This window comes from Microbacterium timonense, assembly GCF_900292075.1.
GTDB classification, from domain to species: domain Bacteria; phylum Actinomycetota; class Actinomycetes; order Actinomycetales; family Microbacteriaceae; genus Microbacterium; species Microbacterium timonense.
This window is the reverse complement of record NZ_OLMV01000007.1, coordinates 86,854-103,002: the sequence shown is the minus strand read 5'-3', so window position 1 is coordinate 103,002 and position 16,149 is coordinate 86,854. Positions and strand designations below refer to the sequence as shown.

The window sequence follows — 16,149 nt, the reverse complement described above, 5'->3', positions numbered from 1 at the left end:
GAGGCCACGGGGTCTGGCCGTCAGCCCTTGACGGCACCGACGAGGATTCCCTTGTTGAAGAAGCGCGCCACGAACGGGTAGACGAGCATGACGGGCACGGTCGAGATGACGATCAGCGAGTACTTGAGCAGGTCGGCGAGCTGCTGCCGTTCGAGGGCGGCGGCGGCATCCATCCCCGGCGCCGACTCGTTGAGGATGAGGACGTTCCGCAGCACGAGCTGCAGGGGGTACAGGCTCGGATCTCGCAGATAGAGCAGGGCGTCGAAGTACGAGTTCCACTGGAAGATCGCGTACATCAGCGCGATCACGGCCAGCAGAGGCTTGGAAAGAGGAAGCACCGTCGAGAAGAGGAAGCGGAGGTCGCTGGCCCCGTCCAGCTGCGCCGCCTCGTACAGCTCCTCGGGGATCGACGTGCGGAAGAACGCCACCGCGATGATGACCTGCCACACCCCGATCGCCTGGGGGAGGATGAGCGCCCACCGCGTGTCGAGCATGCCGAGGTTCTGCACCACCAGGTAGGTGGGGATGATGCCACCGGCGAACAGCATCGTGAAGATCACGAAGAGCGTGATCCCGCGTCGCCCCCAGAAGTCGCGGCGGGAGAGCGGATACGCGATGGCGACGGTGAGGGTCAGGCTGATCGCGGTGCCGGCCACCGTGTAGATGAGCGAGTTCGTGAAGCCGGTGAGGATCGAGTTGTCGCTCAGCGCCCGCTGATAGCCCTCGAGCGTGAAGTCGATCGGCCAGAAGGTCACGCGACCCGACGACACCGCGAGCGGATCGCTGAAGGAGCTGGCGACGATGTACAGCAGCGGCAGGAGCACGCACAGCAGGAACGTCGTGAGCAGGATGTAGACGCCCACCATGAACACCCGGTCGGTGGCGGACTCCTTGATCCGCTTGGGGCGCTTGGGCTCGCTCGGCATTCGGCCGCGCGTGGCGGCGGCGTCGCTGTCGCGTTCGGTCAGAGTCGAGGTCACCACAGTCCGTTTCCCGTCAGTCGCTTGACACTGGCGTTGACCACGAGGAGAAGCACGAGGTTGATGGCACCGTTGAAGAGGCCGATCGCCGCCGCCTGGCTGAAGTCGGCGCTCAGCAGGCCGACCTTGTAGGTGTAGGTGGGGATGATCTCGGATTGCGAGATGTTGAGGCTGTTCTGGAACAGGAACGCCTTCTCGAAACCGATCGCCATCACGTTCCCGACGCCCAGGACGAGGATGATCATCGCGGTCGGCATGATGCCGGGGATGTCGACATGGCGGATCTTCTGCCAGCGGCTCGCGCCGTCGACCTTCGCCGCTTCGTACAGCGTCGGGTCGATCCCGGCGAGCGCCGCGAGATAGATCACCGCCGAGTAGCCCATCGTCTGCCAGATGTCGCTGAGCACATAGATGTGCCGGAAGTAGTCGGGATCGCTCAGGAAGTCGATCGTGCCCAGTCCGAAGAAGTTCGTGATGTCCCCGGCGAGCCCGACGCGCGGCGAGAGGAACAGGATCGTCATGGACACCACGACGACCGTCGAGATGAAGTACGGCGCGTAGGTGACCATCTGCACGGTGTTCTTGAAGAACTTCAGCCGCACTTCGTTGAGCGCCAGCGCCAGGATGATCGGAACCGGGAAGCTCGCCAGCACCACGTAGGCCGACAGCAGGAAGGTGTTGCTCAGCACCGGCCAGAAGATCGGGTTCGAGAAGAAGCGCTCGAAGTGCTTGAAGCCGACCCAGTCGCTGCCCCAGACGCCGTCTACGACGTTGTAATCTTTGAACGCGATGACGGTGTTCGCCATCGGGATGTACTTGAAGATGACGAAGTATGCGAGCGGGATCAGGATCAGCAGATACAGCTGCCAGTGCCGGCGCAGGCTCCGCCTGAGCCCTCGCAGCCCTCTCCCGCTTCCCCGGTCACGCACGGTGCGGGTGACGCCGCCGACATCCAGGCCGACGCCCCCGGGCGGCGTCACCACGTTCGCTCACCCCGATCGGCGAGGGCTGCGGGCGCGTACGCAGCGCACGTGCTCGACAGCCACTCCCAGCGCATCATCCGGCCGTTCCCATCCGCAGCATTGCAGGCATTGCTTCACGATAATCGTCTGATCATTGACTGTCAATCCTCGGCTCACGCAACACATCTCGACCCGCGCGGGGCGCCCGCCACCACGACGCCACGAGGATGCATTTGCGGCCTTTAGCCGCGAAACGACAAGGGTTATGAGCCGACTCGACGCTCGTCGTCGCGTCGACGACAGGCGCATGTGGGCAGACGAGCCCTGTATGGGCGTGCGCGAATTGATTCAATCTTTAGACGCGACACGGAGCGCGTCACAGCCTCGGTTCGAGGGGTCGGCCGGGATGCCGCGGCATAGACTGTGCGCGTGGCGAACGGCGGCAACGACACCCCAGCGAGCACCGGCTCGCGCTCCGATCACGTCATCGGCATCGTCAAGCGCATGATCGCCTCCGGTGAGCTGCGGGCCGGCGACCGGCTGCCCGTCGAGAAGGAGCTCGCCGCACGCTGGGGCGTATCTCGCGGATCGCTGCGCGAGGCGGTGCGCTCGCTCGCCGCGCTGGGGGTCCTGGAGACCCGGCAGGGAGACGGCACCTACGTCACCCAGCTGGACCCCGGCTCTCTCCTGCGGCCCCTCGAGTTCTGGGCCGGCCTGCAGGAGGCCACCCAGGCGGTCGATCTCCTCGCCGTGCGCCGTGTGCTCGAGACGGAGTCCGCGGGCCTGGCTGCGGTCCGGCTCTCCGACGACGACTTCGCCGAGCTCGACCGCATCCTCTCGAACATCGAAGAGGGCTTGCGCACCGGCGAGCTCGAGCCCGAGGCGTTCATCGATGCGGATGCCGCCTTCCATCGCCGCATCGCAGCCGCCAGCGGCAACCCCGCCCTGGCGGCGCTCATCGACAGCCTGATGACCCGCACGCTTCGCGGCCGGCTGTGGCGCGCGATCACCGAGAGCGACTCCGTGGGCGAAGCGCACGCCGACCACCGGGCGATCCTCGCCGCGCTGCGCACGCGCGACGCCGAGCGCGCGCGGATACGGATGGCGGCGCACCTGCTGGGCGTCGAGCTGTTCGCCGCCGAGCATCCCGTGACGGTGGATGCCGTCACCGCGGACGACGCGACGCCCCGCGCCGACGCCGCGGACGCGGTCAGCCCGTAGCAGCCACCAGATCCTGCGCCTGGCGCTCGAGCCAGTAGTCGCCGTCCGGGAACCGGTAGCGCTGGACCGACTCCTCGTGCAGTTCGGCGCTGTAGCCGGGCGCGGACGGAAGCCGGTAATGACCGCGGGTCACCACGACCGGGTCGACGAAGTGCTCGTGCAGGTGGTCGACGTACTCCGTCACCCGGTTGTCGAGGGAACCGGAGACGGCGACGTAGTCGAAGATCGACAGGTGCTGCACCAGTTCGCACAGCCCGACCCCACCCGCGTGGGGGCACACCGGCACGCCGAACTTGTGCGCCATGAAGTAGACCGGAAGGATCTCGTTCACGCTCGCCAGGCGTGCGGAGTCGAGCTGGCAGAAGTCGATGGCTTCGGCCTGGAACATCTGCTTGAACAGCACGCGGTTCATCCCGTGCTCGCCCGTGGCCACGCCGATCGGCGCGATCGCCTTGCGGATCGCCGCGTGGCCGAGGACATCATCGGGGCTCGTGGGCTCTTCGATCCACAACGGCCGGAACTCCGCGAGGGCCGAGACCCATTCGATCGCCTGCGGGACGTCCCACACCTGGTTGGCGTCGATCATGAGCTGGGCATCCCAGCCGATGACCTCGCGGGCGATGCGCAGGCGACGGCGGTCGCCCTCGAGGTCAGCCCCCACCTTCAGCTTGAAGTGACGGTGTCCCTCATCGATCGCCGCCTGCAGCAGTGACCTGAGCCGCTCATCCGAATAGCCGAGCCACCCGGCACTGGTGGTGTAGCAGGGGTACCCGCCGCGATCGCGCAGGTCCTCCAGACGCCGGCGCCGCCCCGGAGCGGCCTCGCGCAGCATGGCGATCGCCTCGTCGCGGGTCAGCACATCCGACAGGTACCGCAGGTCGGCGGCGTCGACGAGCTCTTCCGGGCTCATGTCGGCCAGAAGCCGCCACAGCGGAACGCCGGCCCGGCGGGCGGCCATGTCCCACAGCGCGTTCATCACGGCCGCCATCGCCAGGTGCACCACCCCCTTCTCCGGCCCGAGCCATCGCAGCTGCGTGTCGGACGCGAGCTCCCGGTAGGTCGCGCCGAGGTCGTCCAGCAGCTCGTCGACGTCGCGCCCGACCAGCGGCAACGCGCGCTGCCGCGCGGCTTCCGCACAGAGATCGTTTCCCCGCCCGATCGTGAACGTGAACCCGAACCCCCGCAGCGCCGAGTCGGTCTCGAGGACGACGTATGCCGCCGAGTAGTCGCCGTCCTTGTTCATGGCGTCGGATCCGTCAGCATCCAGCGACGTCGGGAAGCGCACGTCATGGACGCGGAAGCCGGTGATGGTGGGCATCGATGATTCCTTCAGGTAGATGGCGAGCCGCGAGTTCATTAGATCTATCCCGGCTCGTCGGCGACGCAATCGCGCGTCTTCGCGGCATACTGCCACAACATACGGCAATCTGAGGTCTAAAGATCAGACGTTTACACATGCTAGTCGCGATGCTAGCGTGACGGCGAACCGAGAGGCGGCAGTTCCGATGCAGCGACAGCTCTTCGATCGAGCGTGGGGGTTCCGTGAGCGGTTCGGGGCGGGCCCCGCCGCCTTCGTTCCGGTGACACTCCCCCATGACGCCGTCGCGACGGCGCGTCGCAGCGACGACCCCTCGCTCCAGGCGACCGGGTACTTCCCCGGTGGTGCGTGGGAGTACCGGACGCGCCTGGCGGCTCCCGTCGAATGGCGGGACAGGCACGTCGTGCTGGAATTCGAGGCGGTCTATCGCTCGGCGGCGGTGTTCGTCAACGGCGAGCTCGCCGCGCGGCATCCTTCCGGCACATCCGCGATCGTCGTGGACCTCGATCCTCACCTGCGCTACGGAGCCGACAACGAGATCCTCGTACAGGCGCGCGCACACCGGGACGCCCGCTGGTACACCGGCGGCGGAATCATCCGGCCGGTGCACCTGAGCGTCGGGCCGCGCGTGCACGTGCCGCTGGACGGGATCGCCGTCACCACCCCGGAGCACGACGCCGAGGCCTCGGTCGTGCAGGTGGTGACCACCGTTCGCAACCTCGAGCGGATCCCGGCGGTGCGACGGCTCGAGACGACCGTCGTCGACCCTTCGGGGACGACAGTAGGCGTCGACCGCACCCGCGTCACAGTTCCGCCCGGGGGAACGGTCGAGGTGAGCCAGCGCATCCTCGTGATGTCTCCACGCCGATGGTCGCCCGAGGCTCCCGACCTCTACCGCGTGGATTCCACACTCGGCTCCACGGATGACGAGCGCGATCACAGTCGCGCGCAGTTCGGCATCCGCACCCTGCATCTCGACGTCGCCCGCGGTCTGCGCATCAACGGCGTCGCGGTGGATCTGCGCGGTGCCTGCGTGCACGCCGACAACGGCGTGATCGGCGCCGCGACGTTCGACCGCGCAGAGGAGCGTCGTGTCGAGCTGCTCAGGTCGGCGGGCTTCAACGCCATCCGCAGTGCGCATCAGCCGATGAGCCGCGCCATGCTCGAGGCCTGCGACCGGCTCGGGATGCTGGTCATGGACGAGCTCACGGACTTCTGGACGAGGTCCAAGTCGCCCGAGGACGGCGCCGACCGCTTCGCGGAGTCGTGGGAAGGCGACCTCGAGGCGATGATCGCCAAGGACCGCAACCACCCGAGTGTCATCATCTACTCGCTCGGCAACGAGATCCCCGAGGCGGCCACGCGCACCGGCGCCGAGCTGGCCAGGAGCATGGCGGCCGCAGCCCGGCGGCGGGACCCGTCCCGATATGTCACCGCCGCCGTCAACGGCGCGCTGTTCGTGATGGACGACGCGATCGACGTGGACCCCACCCTCCTGGGCGGCGCATCGATGGCGCCGGTCACGGAGATCAACGAGCGCACCATGAGTCTCGAGGAGCGGATGAGCGCCCTGGGCGTCACCGACGCCGTCACAGCGCTCAGCGAGGAGGCGTACGACGCGCCGGACATCGCCGGGATGAACTACCAGGACTGCCGGTACGAGCTGGACCGCACGCTCTTCCCCCACCGCGTGATCGTCGGTTCCGAGACCTTCCCGACGCAGATCGATCGCCTCTGGGCGCTGGTGCGCGCCAACCCTCACGTGATCGGCGATTTCACCTGGACCGGCTGGGACTACCTCGGGGAGCCCGGTCTGGGCCGCATGCACTACGCCGACGACGCGCCCGGCAGCGGCGCGCTGGGCGGATACCCGTTCCTGGTCGCGGGTTCCGGCGACATCGACATCACCGGCGAACGCCGTCCCGCCTCCTACTATCGCGAGATCGTCTTCGGGCTCCGCCCGGAACCCTACGTCGCGGTGCGGCGCCCCCAGACGAGGGGCCGGACGATGAGGTCGGCGCCCTGGTCGTGGACGGACTGCGTGCCGTCTTGGACGTGGACCGATGTGGGCAGCGAACCGCTGGAGGTCGAGGTGTACAGCGACGCCCCGGAGGTCGAACTCGTCCTCAACGGTCGATCGCTCGGGCGTCGGCCCGCTGGAGCGGATCACCGGTTCCGGGCCCTCTTCGAGGTGGAGTACGCGCCGGGCCGGCTGGAAGCGGTCGCGGTCCGGGACGGCGCGGAGGCCGAGCGTGTGGTGCTGCAGACAGCGGGGACCGATCGCCGGCTGCGCCTCACCGTCGAGCAGCCGGAGGTCGGCCGAGACGGCCGCGACCTGGCGTACATCGTGGTGGAGCTGGTCGACGGCACCGGGGTCAGGGCAGCCGATTCCGATGCGGAGGTCGAGCTGCAGATCGACGGGCCGGCCGTCCTCCAGGGGTTCGGGAGCGCCGTGATGGCGACCGAGGAGTCGTTCGTCGACGCCCGGCACCGACTGCACGACGGTCGTGCCCTCGCGGTGATCCGGCCCACCGCCATCGACCCCATCACGGTGAGCGCAACGGCCGCGGGGCTGGCGCCCACCTCGGTCCTTCTGGCCGCGGGCTGAGACCGCGGCATCCACTGGTCAGCGCGGGATGTGAACCGTCGCCGCGCCGCCTGACAGGTCCACGTCGGCCGAGAACCCCGCCGGCCCGGCCACCGCGACGACGTCGCCGTCGCGGGCCGCGCCGGAGCCCTCGGCGAGAGCGAGCGTGGCCGTCGCGCCGTCGGCATCCCACGTCAGCTCTTCGACGATGACGCCGCCTCGCGCTCGCACACCCCGGATGGAGCCGGCCTGCCACGACGGCGGGAGCGCGGGAAGCAGCGCCAGCCGCCCGGGCTGGGATTGCACGAGCATCTCGATCACGACGGCGGGCAGCCCGCCGCTGGCGTCCACGTTGAAGATCGCGTCGCCGTCGTGGGTCGACACGGCGTTGGAGCGCCAGAAGTCCCGAGCCAGCGACTCCACGCACTGCCGCGCGGCTTCGGCGTCGCCGAGCCGTGCCGCTGCGAGGCCCAGGCCGACCAGCCCGAATGCCATCTCCATGTGCCCATCGGGCGCGGCCCACGGCTTCTCGTCGCGCCAGGCGAGCTTCTGCCGGATGGTCTCGCGCGCGGCGGCGCGCAGTTCCGGAGTGTCGGCGGCCTCGTCGTCCTCGTACCAGAACGGGTACAGCTGCGACACGTGACGGTGTCCGATCTGCTCGTCGACGGTGGGGTCGAGCCATTCCGCGAACGTGCCGCCCTCGGCCACCCGGTAGGGCGGCAGCCGGTCGGCGAACGCCAGCCAGGCGTCACGGTCGGTGTCCTCGCCGAGGACGTCGGCGATCCGGGTCGCCAGCCGGGCGGCGTCGCGGAAGGCGGCGACGTCCATCGTCGCGTCGGCCGCGATGGGCAGGGCCCGGTTGCCCGGCGTGTTCTCCGGCGAGTACGACGGCGCCAGCCGCAGCCGGCCGTCGTCGCCCGGCACCGCGACGGCGAGCGCGAAGGCCATGACGTTCCGGGCCAGCGGCCACGCGTACTCCCGCAGCAGGTCGACGTCGCCGGTCGCGCTGAACTGATCCCACGCCAGGCGCAGCACCCATGCTCCGCCGGCCATCCAGTACAGGTGAGGGAAGGCGTCGGCGAAGTGGTTGCTGTTGCCGTGCGAGTCGAAGCGGGCGGGCAGCAGCCATCCCGGAGCGCCGAAGATGCGCTCGGCGTTGGCCGCATAGTCGTCGGTGTGCCGGAAGAGCGCCCGAAGGTACGAGGTGAACAGCTGCGGCGTGCCCGAAGCGACGAGGGATGCCACGCCCCCGTGCTGCACATTGCCGTTCTGTGTCCAGTCCCCCGACCATGCGGGGCGCCGGGTTCCCTGCCAGATCCCCACGAGCGTCGGCGGCAGCACCCCGGTCGACGAGATGATGGTGTGCCGGCCGGCCGCGAAGGCGAGCTCCACCGCGGCGAGCACGGCCCGCGGATCACCGTCCTTCGCGCGGCGCAGCACCTCGTCGTACGAGATGGCCTCGTCGATGCCGCTGCGCAGGTCGAGGGCGGAGGCGCCGAACAGGGCGGCGTGCGGTTCGGCCTCGGTGGCCCCCGCTTGCACCAGCCCGCCGAAGAGCTCGATGCGGATCGGCAGTCGCACCGGCTGCCCGTCCGGCAACCGCAGACGCACGCCGCCGTCTGTCGGCTGTGTGTCGATGCCGTCCGGCACCTCGACCGTCAGCCGGGCGCGCCGCGGAGGCCATGGGCTGGGAGGGTTCTGCTGCACGAACGGTCGCAGGCTCTCCTCGGCGACGGCGACGTCGAGCACCAGGCTCGATCCATCCAGGACGGGCGCCGCAGCTTGCAGCAAGACGCCGTAGTTGGTCGACGGGTACTCGCCGGCGGCACGCGTGTCTTCGCCGAAGGTCAGGGAGAGCACGCCGCTCGCGCCGCGGTCCGAGCGAAGCTCCACCGCCATCTCGCCGGACGCGCGATCGGGGACGAGCGCGACGCCACTGCGTCGGCCCGATGCCTCGGTCCATTCGACCGCCACCTGACCGGTGGTGAAGTCGCCGGTCCTCCGGTAGTCCACGTGATCCGATGAATCATCGGGGGCCCACGAGATCTCGGCGATCGGCACGAAGGGATCGGTCCAGATCATCGAGCCGTCGTAACCGTCTTCCCAAGCGGCGCGCCCGGTGAGCTCGGCGACCGCCTGGGAGTCGCCCGCGAGCGCCGCAGCGCGCACCTCGGCGATGAAAGGCGCAACCCGGGGCGCCGGCTTGGCGGAATTGACAGGAAGGAAGAACTCCTCGTGGCACACGTGGATCGCGTGGCGCGCCGGCGTGCCCGACAGCACGGCGCCGATCGCGCCCGTGCCGGCGATGACCCCGTGCTCCCAGTCGTGCCCGATCGATGAACTCCAGAATCCGGTCCTGATGGTCACGCGGCTCTCCTCATCGACGGTTCGCGCAGATTGCTCTCCAGCCTAGCGCGAAATCATCAGATGAATCTGGCCGCACGCACGCGCCGGCGCTCCCCCGCACTCGGGCGGAGGAGCGCCGGCGGTCACCTCAGTTCAGGACGAAGCTGTAGGTGGCTGTGTTGCCCGTGACGTCGCGGACGATCATCTCGTTGGAGCCCGAGACGGCGCCGAAGACGCCGGGTCGGATGCCGTTGACATCCGACCACTTGTTGTCGGTGAGGTCCTTCTCCTTGCCGTTGATGACCACCTTGTCGACCCCCACGGCGTCGTACAGCTTGTAGCTGACCACGTCGTAGCTCTCGCCGGTCGCGACGGTGAACTCGGCACCGTCCTTCACCGTCGCCGTGGGCGCGTCGACGTCCACGGTGAAGGCGAAGGTGCCGGTCTGCGAGATGTTCCCGGCCCGATCCTGCGCGTTGTACCGCACGGTGTAGTCACCCGAGGGCAGATTCACCGTCGACGCGTGCGTGCCCGTCTCCGCGCCGTTCATCGCGGTCTGCGTGCTGCGGACCAGCGTGCTGCCCTGGTAGACGTTCGCGACGATGCGCTCCAACCCACCGAGGTCGGACGCGTCGACGCGGAGCTCGACGGCGCCGAACGGACCCGCGGTCGTCGGCGACGCGAGCGTCGCCTGCGGACGGACCGTGTCAGCCGGCAGGTTCTGGAACAGGCGGGGCGCGAAGTCGATGAGGTTCTTCTGCCACGTGTCCCATCCGTGAGGTCCGACGGTCACCCCGTTGAACTCGTACTCGATGCCGAGCTGGTCGAGCACCGGCAGCGAGCTCATCACCGATCCGTACGTGAAGTCGGTGATGTCGCCGGTGTAGAGGCGGTACAGCTCCGTGCCGGCGTTGATCGCCGCCGCGTCGACGCCCGCCGTCCCGCCGAAGCCGGCGGCGAAGGTGCCGATCCAGGCGAACTCGCCCGGGTGCGCCTTGAGCACCGACACCGTGCGCGCGCCGCCGGCCGACAGACCGGCCAGCGCCCGCTTGGCGGGGTTGGCGCTGACGTTGTAGCTCGCCTCGGTCGCCGGGACGACGTTCTCGAGCAGCTCGCGCGGGTAGTCGCTGACGTTGCCGTTGGGCATCACCACGACCATCGGCACCAGGTCGCCGTCACGGTACAGGTTGTCGAGGATCTGACGGGCACGCCCGACCTCGACCCAGTCCGTCCAGCTCTGGCCGCCACCGTGGTTCAGCACGAACAGCGGATACGGCTCGGCCCGGTCGGCGTCGTAGCCCGGCGGCGTCCATACGTAGGCGCTGCGCTGCTGGTTCGCGACGGTGCTCTGGTACGTCAGCACGCCGAGATCGCCACCCTCGCCGGCCGGCACATCGGTGAGCAGACGCGAGCCTTCGCCCTCCACGAGGAACGTGCTCCACGCCGGCTCAGAGGTCACCTTCGTGGGGTTGGAGGTGTCCTTGACGGCCTGCCGGTCGACGATGAGGCGGTAGTGGTAGAACTTCTCCTCGAGCGGACCGACGGTGGCGCGCCAGCGGTCGCCCACCTTGTTCATCTCCACACGCAGCCAGCTGCCCCCGGGCGCCCAGTTGGCCCATACCGAGACGTACTCGGCGTCGGCGAAGTCGGTCGTGGTCTCGAAGGTGACGAACCCGTCGTCGCTGATGAAGGGCGTGGGCGTCGTGCCGGGAGCCGGCGGCTCGAACCGCTCGGTCAAGGCGGTGTGCCCCTCGCTCATGCCCGGATCGGACGCCGGGCCGCCGAACAGGCGAGGAGCGAAGTCGATCAGGTTCTCCTGCCACGCATTCCAGTTGTGTCCGGCGTCGGGGTTGACGCCGTCGAACTGGTAGTTCAGTCCGAGCGCGTCGAACTTCTGGAACGAGTCGTAGACGTCGTTGTAGGCGATGTCGGTCTTGTTGCCCACGTAGACGCGGAACAGATCGGTGCGGTTGTTCATCTTCTTGACCGGGATGCTGTCGAGATCACCGAACCGGCCGGCTCCGAACGTGCCGATCGCCCCGAATTCGCCCGGGTGCTCGCTGAAGACCTCGAACGCCTGGCCGCCGCCCATCGACAGACCCGCCAGCGCCCGCTTCTTCTTGCCCGGCGCGACGTTGTAGGTGTCCTCCACCGCGGGAACGATGTTGTCGAGCAGCTCGGCCGAGAAGTCCGAGACGTTGCCGTTGCCCATCACGACGAGCATGTCGGCGAGCCGGCCCGACAGCCACAGGTTGTCGAGGATCTGCTCAGCGCGGCCGACTTCGACCCAGTCGCGATAGCTCTGGCCGCCGCCGTGCTGCAGATACAGCACCGGGAACTTCTTGCCCTTCGGCTTGTAGGTCGGCGGCACCCACACCAGTGCTTCGCGCTCCTCGCCGGCGACGGTGCTGTCGTAGGAGAGGGTTTGGATCGTGCCCGCCTCCTCCGGTGCATCGGCCAGCAGGGCGGCCGACTCACCCGGAATGAAGAAGGCGCTCCATTCCGGCTCCGACGCGACGCTCGTGGGGTTGCTGGCGTCCTTCAGGACCTTGCTGTCGTCGCCGGTCACCTGGTAGTAGTACAGGCCCGGCTCGAACGGGCCGTACGTGGCCGTCCAGTTCGCTCCACTGCGCGACAGGCCGATCTGCGCCCAGTTGTGCGACGGGCCGAAGTTCCCCTCGACCACGACCTGCGACACCGGGCCGACGGCCTCCTCGACGGCCGCGTTGGGCACGGCGATGCGAAGGTATCCGTCGTCCTGAACGGCGATCCATGGATCGGCGGCCGCGGCTGGGGTGGCCACGGCCAATCCGGAAAGGGCGAGAAGCGCGGCTGTCAGCACCGCCACCGTCCCGCGTGCTCGTCTGAGCCGGTTGGGGACCCGGCTCTCCGATGTGAACTGCATCGATTCCTCATCTCGTGGTTTCGACCGCGCCGCCGAAGGGCGGACGAGCGCACACCGGCGGCGCGAACTGGGGAAGTGGATTCACGACGCTGAAACCCGATTTACAACGTCGTAAACCCCGTTCGCCGCCACTCTTCCAGCCCGGCCATGTGCTGGTCAAGAGGCAATTACATCGTTGTGAATGGAGTTGCGTCGACGCATCCGACCGCTACGTGTCCTAGGCGGAGCGGGCACGTCTGAGTTCGTTGAGCAGGAGCTTGTTGGGTCCACGCCATCGTCGTTGCGGGTCGAGCCAGCCGGGTGGCCGCACCTGCGGCATGCCGTCCACCATGCGGACCTCCCATCCGCTGGTCTCGATGCCGCGGTGATGGTGCCAGCACAGGAGCACGCCGTTGTCGACAGAGGTCGGGCCACCTTTGGCCCAGTCCACGACATGGTGGACTTCGCACCACGCCGCGGGGACGGTGCAGCCGGGAATGATGCACCCGCCGTCGCGCGCGCCGATCGCCTTGCGCTGCCAGCGGTTGAACACGCGGTCCTCGATCCGCAGCGACGTGATCGCACAGTTCGGAGCGAGGGTGAGGCGATGGACGGTGCCGTGACAGCCGACGTGGCGGGCCAACGCGGCCGGGACGGGCACCGGTCCCGTTGCGCTCTCGAGGAAGGCGACACCGTCCGCCGCGGCGAGATCACCATCGGTCGTCGTGACGATCAACGTGGGCGCCGCACCGCCGAGGGTCGGCGTCTCTGCCGCGCCCGCTGCCGCCGACAGGATCGAAGCGAACGCATCGTGCCGCTTCTGGTCGACGGTGCGCGGATCCGGCACACGCTCATCGGAGTGCTCTGCGTCCGCCGCGTCGACGAATCGCGGACCGCGGCCGTGCACACGAGGGTTCAGGTGCGCGTCCATGAGCCGGTCGAACTGTGCGGCGACGTCGTCGGTGACATCCCCCGAGATCCGGCGCAGACCGCGACGGGAGCGCCGGCTGACCCGGATCCCACGCATCCGCTCCGCGTACTCCTCGTCGGGCAGAGTGCCGTCGGGATCGAGGAACAGCGCCCAGGTTGTCGCCATGACCTTCAACTCATGGATGCCGCACGCCGGCGCCTCCGCCCCACCGACGGCGGCGCCGACCAGCTCGACCTCTGCGGCCTCCAGCTCATCGGCCGTGCACCGGCCGAGCAGCGGTCGCAGGGCGTCGACGATCGTGGCGAGCGCGTCGGCGCCGAACCGCCCGGAAGCCAGCGCGATCCGTGCGTGCTCGAGGGGCGCCGGCCGCGTCTGCCCGGTGAGCGTGACCCGGGTTGTGATCGCCTTCGCATCCCGGAGCCGGGACCGGGCCGTCGCCGACGCCACCAACGCGGCCCGCTCCACCAGCTCCTGCGCGGACCCGCAGCCGAACCGCCCGGTGATGCTGTCTTCGCCGGACTCGGAGTCGGCACGGAGCCCGACCTCTCCGGCGAGCGTCAGGCGCGCAGCATCCACGATCCGCCCCAACCGTTCCACGACACCCAGCGCTTCGACCAGCTCGCGGTGCGGGAGACCCCGCTGCGCCGCGCCGGCGATCGCCGGCTCGAGGGTGTCGCCGAGCAGATCGGCGATGCCCTCAAGGTCGGCGAGCGGGAAGTTCATGCTCCTATCGTGCCGAAGGGCTCCGACATTCGAGTCGCCAAGAATCCCAGGTCACACGCGGTTCTGTGGACAACATCGAGTCCACACATTCATGCCGCATCTGGGGAGGAACCGCCGCCCCCGACCCCGACACACTGCCGAGGCCGCCGCCTGCACGCCGGTCAGCCCTTGACGGCTCCCGCCATCACACCCGCCACCAGCTGCTTGCCGGCGAGGACGAGGACGAGCAGCAGCGGCACGGCGACGAGGAAGACGCCCGCCATCACGAGCCCGGTGTCGGAGGTGAAGGCGCCACGAAGCTGCGGCACGACCAGCGGCATCGTCAGCTGCGAGCGCATGACGACCGACGGCCAGAAGAAGCTGTTCCACGAGCCGATGAAGGTGAACAGGGCCAGGGTCGCGGCCGCGGGCCGAGCGGCCGGCAGCGCGATGGACCAGAACGTGCGGAACATCGAGGCGCCGTCGACGCGCGCCGCCTCGATCAGCTCGTAGGGCAGCGCCTCCTGCAGGTACTGGGTCATCCAGAAGACGCCGAAGGCGCCCACCAGCCCGGGCACGATGAGCGCGAGCAGGGAGTCGATCCACCCGAAGTCGTTCATCATCACGAACAGCGGGATGGTGCCCACCTGCGCCGGAATGATGAGGGTGGCCAGCACCGCGACGTATAGTGCCTGGCGGCCCGGGAACCGCAGCTTCGAGAAGCTGAACCCCGCCAGCGTCGAGAAGAAGACGACGGACGCGCTCACGGCTGCCGCGACCAGGAGCGAGTTGCCGAAGGCGAGCCAGATGCTGAACTGCTCGGACGAGAACACCTCGCCGAAGTTCTGCCACAGCGTGAGCGTGGGAAGCCACCGCGGCAGCGTGCCGACGGCCCGCGTGATCTCTGTCGTCGTCGAGGAGCCGTACATCGCCGCGGCGTAGAGCGGGAACACCGACAGCAGGAAGACGATCACGAGGATCGCGTACGTGATGAAGCCGGGACGACGGCCCGCCGGGTTGTGCGAGGCGATCGGCCGTCCGCGCGCCGCGCGCTTGGCGGCGTATCGTGCCGCTCCCCGGCCGGCGGTGTTCTCGATGAGTGCCGTGTTCACAGCGTGGTTCCTTCCATCGCGTCGCCGGCGACCTCGCGGGCGACGGGCGACTGCGTGTCGACGTCGGCGGCCGTCCCCGATCGGCGGCGACGGCGACCACGCGGGCGCGGGGCATCCGACGAGGAGATCCGCCGGGTGAGGGCGAAGTTGACGAGCGAGATCAGCAGGATGATGAACGCGAAGATCCAGCCCACGGCCGCCGCCTGACCGAGGCGGTCCTGCCACTGGCCGAAGCCGAGGTTGAAGAGGTAGAGCATCACGGTGGTCCACTGGTTGTCGGTACCGCCCTGACCACCACCGGTGCCGCCGCCGTCGAACAGTCGCGCCTCGTCGAAGATCTCCAGGCCTCCGATCGTCATCGTGAGGATGACGAAGATCAGCGTGGGGCGAATGTTCGGGATCGTGACCGAGAAGAACTGGCGCGCACGTCCCGCGCCGTCGACGGTGGCCGCCTCGTACAGCTCCCGCGGCACCGCCTGCATGGCAGCGAGGAGGATGAGGGCGTTGTAGCCGGTCCAGCGGAACACCACCATCGACCCGATCGCGATGTGCGAGAGGAAGCGGTCCTGGAAGAAGGGCGAACTGCTGTCGGTGAAGAGGCCGAGGGCGTGGAGGTTCGGGACGAGGATGCCGAACTGGCCGAAGACCTGGCCGAAGATCATGGAGGTCGCGACCGGCATGACGACGAACGGGATCAGCACGCTCATGCGCCAGAAGGTGCGGGCACGGAGGTTCTGGTCGAGGATCGCCGCGATGAGGAGGGCGAGCACGAGCTGCGGGATGCCGCCCAGCAGGAAGATCGAGATGGTGTTCTCCAGCGACCGCCAGAACAGCGGCTGCTGCAGCACCCACGCGAAGTTGTCGAGGCCGACGAAGTCGCCCATCCCGGCACGGCGGTGCCAGTCGTGCAGGGCGACCACGACGTTGAAGAGCAGCGGGAAGACGCCGAAGATCGCGAACAGCACGAAGAACGGCGAGATGTACAGGTACGGCGAGAGCTTGACGTCCCAGCGCGAGAGCCGCTGCCCCCAGCCGATGCGCCGGACGGTGCGTGGCGCGGCGGAAGTGAGAGCCATCGTTGGAGCCTTCCGTGATGTCGGTGCGAT

The 16,149-nt window shown here is 68.8% G+C and carries 10 protein-coding genes; 2 read left to right on the top strand and 8 right to left on the bottom strand.

All coding sequences use genetic code 11. From position 1 onward, the window contains the following. Positions 1-20: 20 nt before the first annotated feature. Both C9992_RS16370 and C9992_RS16365 read right to left on the bottom strand, forming a co-directional pair. Entirely contained in the window at positions 21-980 is a 960-nt protein-coding gene (locus tag C9992_RS16370) for a carbohydrate ABC transporter permease (protein WP_235008296.1), read from the bottom strand. Next, the gene (locus C9992_RS16365; RefSeq protein ID WP_235008295.1) at positions 977-1,963 is read right to left on the bottom strand and encodes an ABC transporter permease; all 987 of its coding nucleotides are present in this window, start codon (positions 1,961-1,963) and stop codon (positions 977-979) included. Before C9992_RS16365 ends, C9992_RS16370 begins: the two co-directional genes overlap by 4 nt. A gap of 408 nt (positions 1,964-2,371) precedes the next feature. On the opposite strand from C9992_RS16365, the gene C9992_RS16360 reads away from it, so the two are divergent. Beyond that, a complete protein-coding gene (locus C9992_RS16360) occupies positions 2,372-3,163 on the top strand; it encodes a FadR/GntR family transcriptional regulator (RefSeq protein ID WP_235008294.1) in 792 nt (263 codons plus the stop codon). Here C9992_RS16360 and C9992_RS16355 read toward each other — a convergent pair. After that, the gene (locus tag C9992_RS16355) at positions 3,153-4,481 is read right to left on the bottom strand and encodes an enolase C-terminal domain-like protein (RefSeq protein ID WP_106816757.1); all 1,329 of its coding nucleotides are present in this window, start codon (positions 4,479-4,481) and stop codon (positions 3,153-3,155) included. The genes C9992_RS16360 and C9992_RS16355 overlap by 11 nt on opposite strands. A gap of 187 nt (positions 4,482-4,668) precedes the next feature. Here C9992_RS16355 and C9992_RS16350 point away from each other — a divergent pair, with 187 nt between their 5' ends. Next, on the top strand, positions 4,669-7,089 hold the full coding sequence (locus C9992_RS16350; protein WP_106816704.1) for a glycoside hydrolase family 2 TIM barrel-domain containing protein: 2,421 nt from the start codon (positions 4,669-4,671) through the stop codon (positions 7,087-7,089). 18 nt (positions 7,090-7,107) lie between these two features. Here C9992_RS16350 and C9992_RS16345 read toward each other — a convergent pair whose 3' ends face one another. The 5 genes from C9992_RS16345 to C9992_RS16325 all read right to left on the bottom strand — a co-directional run bounded on the left by C9992_RS16345 (position 7,108) and on the right by C9992_RS16325 (position 16,119). Further along, positions 7,108-9,435: a glycosyl hydrolase family 95 catalytic domain-containing protein gene (locus tag C9992_RS16345; RefSeq protein WP_106816703.1), complete on the bottom strand. Its 2,328-nt coding sequence runs from the start codon at positions 9,433-9,435 to the stop codon at positions 7,108-7,110. Between the two features lie 127 nt (positions 9,436-9,562). After that, positions 9,563-12,319 (bottom strand): alpha/beta hydrolase-fold protein, encoded by a 2,757-nt coding sequence (locus C9992_RS16340; protein ID WP_106816702.1) that lies wholly within the window; start codon positions 12,317-12,319, stop codon positions 9,563-9,565. Positions 12,320-12,536: 217 nt separating this feature from the next. Beyond that, positions 12,537-13,952 carry an HNH endonuclease signature motif containing protein gene (locus C9992_RS16335; RefSeq protein ID WP_106816701.1) on the bottom strand — a complete coding sequence of 472 codons (1,416 nt, stop codon included), beginning with the start codon at positions 13,950-13,952 and terminating at the stop codon, positions 12,537-12,539. A 161-nt stretch (positions 13,953-14,113) separates the two neighbouring features. After that, positions 14,114-15,043: a carbohydrate ABC transporter permease gene (locus tag C9992_RS16330; protein ID WP_106816700.1), complete on the bottom strand. Its 930-nt coding sequence runs from the start codon at positions 15,041-15,043 to the stop codon at positions 14,114-14,116. Further along, the gene (locus C9992_RS16325) at positions 15,040-16,119 is read right to left on the bottom strand and encodes a carbohydrate ABC transporter permease (RefSeq protein WP_106816699.1); all 1,080 of its coding nucleotides are present in this window, start codon (positions 16,117-16,119) and stop codon (positions 15,040-15,042) included. Before C9992_RS16325 ends, C9992_RS16330 begins: the two co-directional genes overlap by 4 nt. Positions 16,120-16,149: the final 30 nt, after the last annotated feature.

Excerpts from the sequence above, each read along its gene's own strand:
- C9992_RS16355 (WP_106816757.1), bottom strand. The coding sequence starts at position 4,481 with ATGCCCACCATCACCGGCTTCCGCGTCCATGACGTGCGCTTCCCGACG.
- C9992_RS16350 (WP_106816704.1), top strand. The coding sequence starts at position 4,669 with ATGCAGCGACAGCTCTTCGATCGAGCGTGGGGGTTCCGTGAGCGGTTC.
- C9992_RS16340 (WP_106816702.1), bottom strand. The coding sequence starts at position 12,319 with ATGCAGTTCACATCGGAGAGCCGGGTCCCCAACCGGCTCAGACGAGCA.
- C9992_RS16335 (WP_106816701.1), bottom strand. The coding sequence starts at position 13,952 with ATGAACTTCCCGCTCGCCGACCTTGAGGGCATCGCCGATCTGCTCGGC.
- C9992_RS16325 (WP_106816699.1), bottom strand. The coding sequence starts at position 16,119 with ATGGCTCTCACTTCCGCCGCGCCACGCACCGTCCGGCGCATCGGCTGG.